Source organism: Aeromonas sp. QDB18, assembly GCF_027705325.1.
Classification (GTDB): domain Bacteria; phylum Pseudomonadota; class Gammaproteobacteria; order Enterobacterales; family Aeromonadaceae; genus Aeromonas; species Aeromonas caviae.
On sequence record NZ_JAPDBQ010000042.1, the window covers coordinates 21543 to 27712 of the forward strand.

7 protein-coding genes are annotated in these 6170 nt (G+C 64.2%); 4 read left to right on the plus strand and 3 right to left on the minus strand.

The genetic code is table 11. The features are described from left to right. Nucleotides 1-38: 38 nt before the first annotated feature. Together mrcB and gloA2 are read left to right on the plus strand one after the other, a co-directional pair. A complete protein-coding gene (mrcB, locus tag OKC30_RS08905; RefSeq protein ID WP_160837805.1) occupies nucleotides 39-2360 on the plus strand; it encodes a penicillin-binding protein 1B in 2322 nt (773 codons plus the stop codon). 42 nt (nucleotides 2361-2402) lie between these two features. Next, nucleotides 2403-2804 carry an SMU1112c/YaeR family gloxylase I-like metalloprotein gene (gene gloA2 / locus OKC30_RS08910; protein WP_042016298.1) on the plus strand — a complete coding sequence of 134 codons (402 nt, stop codon included), beginning with the start codon at nucleotides 2403-2405 and terminating at the stop codon, nucleotides 2802-2804. Nucleotides 2805-2893: 89 nt separating this feature from the next. Here the strand turns inward: gloA2 and OKC30_RS08915 are convergent, their stop codons facing one another. Continuing rightward, nucleotides 2894-3214, minus strand: coding sequence for an SMR family transporter (locus tag OKC30_RS08915; protein WP_042016297.1), 321 nt, complete (start codon nucleotides 3212-3214; stop codon nucleotides 2894-2896). Further along, complete coding sequence (locus OKC30_RS08920) at nucleotides 3202-3594, minus strand: DMT family transporter (RefSeq protein WP_042016295.1); 393 nt, start codon at nucleotides 3592-3594, stop codon at nucleotides 3202-3204. Before OKC30_RS08920 ends, OKC30_RS08915 begins: the two co-directional genes overlap by 13 nt. A 157-nt stretch (nucleotides 3595-3751) precedes the next feature. On the opposite strand from OKC30_RS08920, the gene OKC30_RS08925 reads away from it, so the two are divergent. Further along, nucleotides 3752-4633, plus strand: a complete 882-nt coding sequence (locus OKC30_RS08925) for a LysR family transcriptional regulator (protein WP_160837807.1) — start codon at nucleotides 3752-3754, stop codon at nucleotides 4631-4633. A 42-nt stretch (nucleotides 4634-4675) separates the two neighbouring features. On the opposite strand, the gene OKC30_RS08930 is transcribed toward OKC30_RS08925, so the two are convergent. Continuing rightward, nucleotides 4676-5191, minus strand: a complete 516-nt coding sequence (locus tag OKC30_RS08930; protein WP_160837809.1) for a DUF2937 family protein — start codon at nucleotides 5189-5191, stop codon at nucleotides 4676-4678. Between the two features lie 202 nt (nucleotides 5192-5393). On the opposite strand from OKC30_RS08930, the gene OKC30_RS08935 reads away from it, so the two are divergent. Further along, on the plus strand, nucleotides 5394-6077 hold the full coding sequence (locus OKC30_RS08935; RefSeq protein WP_069784197.1) for a phosphatase PAP2 family protein: 684 nt from the start codon (nucleotides 5394-5396) through the stop codon (nucleotides 6075-6077). Nucleotides 6078-6170: the final 93 nt, after the last annotated feature.

Below are 6170 nucleotides of genomic sequence, written 5' to 3' on the forward strand. Positions count from 1 at the left end.
GCATCAGCGGGATGGCGAGGAGAACGACAAGAGGATTTATGGCAACCCAACGACGCAAGCGCACGCCCAAGAAGGCGGCGCCCAAACGCACCATCTGGCGCACCCTGTTCTGGCTGGGCTTCAAGCTCTCTCTGGTGGTGGCGGCCTTCATGGTGGTGTTTGGCATCTATCTCGACACCAAGGTGCGCGAGCGCTTCGACGGCGAGAAGTGGCAGTTGCCGGTGATGGTCTACAGCCGCCCGCTGGAGCTCTATCCCAGCCAGCGGCTCTCCCAGACCCAGATGCTGCGCGAGCTCAACATGCTGAGCTACAAGCAGGTGCGTCAACCTCATACCCCGGGTGAGTACGCGGTGAACGGCAATCGCATCGAGCTGGTGCGCCGGCCGTTCGAGTTCCACGACGGTGCCGACGGCGCCCGTGGCCTGCGCCTCACCTTCAACGGGGCGCGCCTCGAGGGGATCCAGTCCCTGGAGAACCAGCGCCAGCTCGGCTATGCCCAGATGGACCCGGTGCTGCTCGATCGCCTCAACACCGAGGATCGGGAAGACCGCCTGCTGGTGCGCCTTTCCGAGGTGCCGGACAGCCTGCTGGTGACGCTGCTCACCACGGAAGACAGGGACTTCTACCAGCACGGCGGCGTTTCGCCGGTGGCCATCATGCGCGCCATGGCAGCCAACCTGCTGGCGGGGCGCACCGTGCAGGGGGGCAGTACGCTCACCCAGCAGCTCGCCAAGAACTTCTTCCTGACCCGTGAGCGCAGCCTGTGGCGCAAACTGCAGGAAGCCTACATGGCGGTGCTCATCGACTACCGCTACAGCAAGGACGAGATCCTGGAGGCCTACCTCAACGAGGTCTATCTGGGGCAGAACTTCTCCCAGGGGGTCTACGGCTTCGGGCTCGCCTCCTACTTCTACTTCGGTATTCCGGTCAACGAGCTGGACATCGATCAGGTGGCCCTGCTGGTGGGCATGGTGAAGGGCCCCTCCTATTACGATCCCTGGCGCTTCCCCGACCGGGCCAAGGCGCGCCGGGATCTGGTGCTGAAACTGCTGGCGGATCACGGCAGCCTGACCCAGGCCGAGTATGACCTGGCCAGCAAGCAGCCCCTTGGCATCATCGCCCGCGGCCAGATGAGCTATGGCCGTACCCCGGCCTTCATGGGGCTGCTCAAGCGGGAGATCCAGAACCGCTTCGGCCCGGATCTGCTCAAGCAGTCCGGCCTCAAGATCTTCACCAGTCTGGATCCCATCGCCCAGCACGCCGCCGAGCAGGCGGTGGAGTCGGGTCTGGCCACCATCGAGAAGCAGCGTGGCAAGAAGAAGCTGGAGGCGGCCATGGTGGTCTCCGACTGGCACAAGGGCGAGGTGGTCGCCATGGTGGGGGGACGGGATCCCCGCTACGCCGGCTTCAACCGGGCGCTGGATGCCCGCCGTCAGATTGGCTCCCTGGTCAAACCGGCGGTCTACCTGACCGGCCTCTCCAACGGCCTGACCCTGGGCACGCCGCTTAAAGATCAGCCGATCCGGATTCGCGGCCAGGATGGCCAGATCTGGACGCCGCAGAATTACGACCGCAAGTTCCGCCAGAGCGTGCCCCTGATGGAGGCGCTCGCCAGCTCCCTCAACGTGCCGACCGTCAACCTCGGGATGCAGATAGGCCTGGACAAGGTGGTGGATACCCTGCACAAGCTGGGGGTGCAGCAGGAGATCCAGCCCTATCCGTCCCTGGTGCTGGGGGCGGTGGCGCTCTCGCCCATGGAGGTGAACCAGATGTACCTGCCCATTGCCAACCAGGGGTTGACCCAGCCCCTGTCGGCCATCCGGGCCGTGGTGAATGGCGAGGGGCGCCAGCTCTACCAGCATGACGAAGCGGCCAAGCGAGTGACGGATCCCCAGGCAAGCTGGCTGACCCTGTTCGCCATGACCAAGACGGTGAGCCAGGGGACGGCCCGGGCGCTCGGTGCCAAGTTCCCCGGGGCCACCATGGCCGCTAAGACCGGTACCACCAACGAGCTGCGTGACTCCTGGTTTGCCGGGATGGACAACAACGAGCTGGTGAGCGTCTGGGTCGGCCGTGACGACAACACCCCGGCCGGGTTGACCGGTGCCAGTGGCGCCCTGCAGCTGTTCAGCGGCTACATGAGCCAGCGAGGGGTCAACAGCCTGGGGCTGAAGATGCCCGAAGGGGTGAGCTGGGCCAACTTCTCCCGCTCGAGCGGTGCCCGGGTGGCCAGCGATTGTCCCGGCAGTCTCCAGGTGCCGGCCAAGCTGGCCGGTCTGGCCGAGCCCATGAGCTGTGCCAGCCCGGTCTCGGACCCGGCGAATGCCCTGGACAACTGGTTCAACGGTTTCTTCAACTGACGAAGACGGGCAGCGCAGGCTGCCCGTTTTGCAAGGATTGCCATGACCCATCCTCTGTTTGAGGCCATCCATCACGTGGCCATCATCGCCAGCGACTATCCGCGCTCGCGCCACTTCTATCACCAGGTGCTGGGGTTGCCCATCATTGCCGAGACCCTGCGGGCCGAGCGTCAGTCGTGGAAGCTGGATCTGGCGCTGCCGGACGGCAGCCAGCTGGAGCTGTTCAGCTTCCCGGCGCCGCCGCCGCGCCCCTCCCGGCCGGAGGCGTGCGGGTTGCGCCACCTGGCGTTTCGGGTGGCGGATCTCGACCGGGTCATCGCCCACCTGGAGCTGCACGGGGTGGAAGTGGAGCCGGTGCGGGTGGACGAGCTGACCGGCAAGCGCTTTACCTTCTTCGCCGACCCCGACGGCCTGCCGCTGGAGCTGTACGAGGCAGCGCGTTAGGCTGCCTGTTGCAATCTGGGTGATCGGTTTGACCATGAAAAGGCCGCCCTGGGAACAGAGCGGCTTTTTTCATGGGGTTGGAGAGGGGATCATGCTGTGGTCAGCAGGGCGACCGCCACCGCCATCACCATCATGCCGAGCCAGCCGACGGGTCTGAGGCGCTCGCCGAACAGCAGCAGGCCCCCGAGGGCGGTGCCCAGGATGCCGATGGCGCCCCAGGTGGCATAGGCCACGGCCAGATCGATCTTGCCGGTACTGACCGCCTCGCTGAGCAGCGTGAAGGCACAGAGCACCAGCAGAATGCCGAGGACGCCCCACCCCTTGTCGCGAAAACCGATGGAGCGGTTGATCGCCATGTTGGCGCCGATATCCAGCAGGGCGGCGCCCAGTACGATGATCAACGGGTGCATGGGGCTTCCCTCCTCTGGCGGGTGGGGGCTGGTACATCATGGGTCTCGCCCAGGGTCACCATGACAATCCCCACTATGGCCAGCGCCAGTCCGATCCACTCCTGGATGCTCAGCTCGTAGCCGAGGAACAGGACGGAGACGGCGGTGATGAGGGCGATCCCCAGCCCTTCCCACAGCGCAAACGCGATACCAATGGAGATTGTCCTGGCGGCCTTGGCGAGCAGCAGGTAGGAGAGGGTGATGAGGAGCCACATCGGCAGATAGTGGATCCAGCCGCTCTCGCTCTTTGGGATCAGGGCCATGGAGGAGGTGCCGGCGACCTCGGTCAGGATGGCCCCCGTCAGGAAGAGGCGGGCCAAAAGCAGGGGACGGGATGACATGCAGTTTCCTTCTGTTGCTGCGACGAAGAGAGGATAACGGCACCCGAAACGGGCAAGGTTATCGCTGAGCGTCGAGAAAGCTGTCGCTGCTTGTTTGCCTTGGGGGCGGACCAGGGGATAAGGTGGTGATGGAATAATCTGCCGCCAGTTTGAAGTCATGAAGCTAAATCAGATACAACTCTTTGTAGAAACAGCAGACAGTGGTTCGATAGCCAATGCCGCCAGACGACTTGGCAAGAGTCGCAGCGCCGTGAGCTCGGCGATTGCAACCCTGGAAGTGGGGCTTGGCGTCGAACTTTTCGAACGAGGGGCGAATCAGAGCCGGCTGACCGAAATCGGCGAGCAAGTGCTGGACGACTGTCGGCGGCTGCTGCAGGCCGCCAACAGCCTGAAGCTCAAGTGCGAGCACCATGCCTTCGGTGCCGAGGTGGCGCTGCGGGTAGCCCGGGACGACGCCATTCCCGAGGTGGTATGGCGCGAGATGCTGGGGGCGTTGCGTCGCCAGTTTCCGGGCACCAGCATCTCCCTGGTGCTGGCCTCACCGCCGGAGCTGCCGGCCTTGGTGGAAGAGGGGTTCGTGGATGCCGCCTTCGGCCTCATCACCGAGGAACAGGAGCGCAGCGGTCTTTGCATCGACGTGCTCAACCCGATCCGCACCCTGATGGTGGTCGCGCCAAGCCACCCGCTGGCTGGGCTGAAGCGGGTGTTGCAGCAGGATCTGACCGATCACACTCAGGTCACTCTCTCCTATGTGGACGCGTTTTCGGTCAAGAGCCTGCTGCCCATCGGGGGGCAGCATATCGGGTTGTCGAGTTTCGAACTGATGCGGGATGCGGTGCTGGATGGTCTGGGCTGGGCGGTGCTGCCTTCACCCCTTATCCAGAGCCAGCTGCGCCAGGGGGAGCTGCTGACCCTGAAGCACAAGTTCAGCCTGCAGTGGCGCGATTACGGAGTCTATCTGTCGGAGAACGCCCATCACGGCAAGGTGCTGGCCTGGCTGAAGAAGGCCATAGAAGCCTATCTCGAACCCTTCGAGTAGCCGCCAACCGGGGCGGGCCCCCCGGTTGGCAGTGAGAGGGGATCAGCGCAGGCCGTGACGGGGGACGCGCTGGCGGGAGCGAAATGGCAGCAGCAGGAGGCCGAGCAGCAGATCCCCCGCCAGGGAGGCCAGCAGACCCGCCGCCACGCCGCAGAAAATGGCGGCCTGTTTGAGGGGGACCACATAGCCGTAGTTGTGCAGGGTATCCTGCCAGAGGGCGGGATCGGCGCGCAGCAACAGGTGGGAGAGCTGCTGGTACCAGGGACTCTCCCGCACGGCGATCTCCCCCTGAAGGTGCTGCTGCTGGTTCACCAGTTGCTGGAGGCTGGTGGCATCCTGGGTGAAGACGGGATCCTGGCTGGCATCGTAATGGGCGACCAGCGCCTGCAGATCGCCATTGAAGTGCTGGTCCGCCGTGCGCTGGAAGGGGGCCAGCGCCAGACCTGCCTGCTGCAGCCGGGCATCCAGCCGCTGGAAGTAGAGATCGACCAGCCCGGGGATCTGTACACCTGCCAGCAAACCGAGGGCAAACAACATCATGCGAAGGTAGCTGCGCATCATCATCATCCTGAACGAAGGGAGCGCCCATACTAGCCGCAACCGGTGGGAGAGCCAAGGAGGGGGCGCGCTTGCCCAACCGGTCGGCGGCGCCAAAAGAAGAGCCGATGGAATACCTTTGTTACACGAATTCTTACACTTTTGTGATGCAAGTCATCTTGCGGCTGGCCTAGAATGAGCGTTTTTCGAAGGACACGTCGGCATGAGCAAGTTCATTCCTTTCTATCTGGCCGGGGGCCTCATCGCCTTCAGTTGGGGCGCCCTGCCTGAGCACGGCCCCTGGGATGGGTGGGATCTCGCCCTCTTCCAGCTGGTCAATGGCTGGATTGGCCACTCCCCCCGTTGGGCCGATCTGGTGGCCATCACCAACAACCGCCTGTTCGATCTGGCCGCGCTGGCCTGCATGGGCGGGATCCTTGCCGGTTGCTTCTTCCGTGCCGACGGGCAGGAGCGCCGTCGTCTGGTGGCCATGGGGGTCGTGATGCTGCTGGGGGCTCTGGTGATCAATCAGCTCGGGCATCTGTTGCCGGTCAGCCGTCCCAGCCCCACCTTGATGGTGGACGGGGCTCTGCGCCTGACCGAGATCAGTGCGATTCCCACCAAGGACTCCGCCGGTGACAGCTTCCCCGGTGATCACGCCCTCTTCCTGATGATCTTCGCCGGTTTTGCCCTGCGCTATCTGCCGCGCTGGGCCGGGGTAGTTGCGGTGGTGATGGTGCCCCTGTTTTCGGCGCCCCGCATCCTGGCTGGTGCGCACTGGATGACGGACGTCTATGTGGGCGCTCTTTGCCTCTCCCTGATCTGCCTGCCGCTGCTGTTGCTCACTCCCGTGTCGGATCGCCTGATCGACCGCCTGGCTCCCCGGCTGCCACGCTGGATTGCCTGACGGAGAATGAAAAAAGAGGTTCATCGCGGCTTTCCGGGGAAGGCCGCCTTGATTTTCAGAAAAAAGTATTCTGAGTCCCTAAATCCATATGCC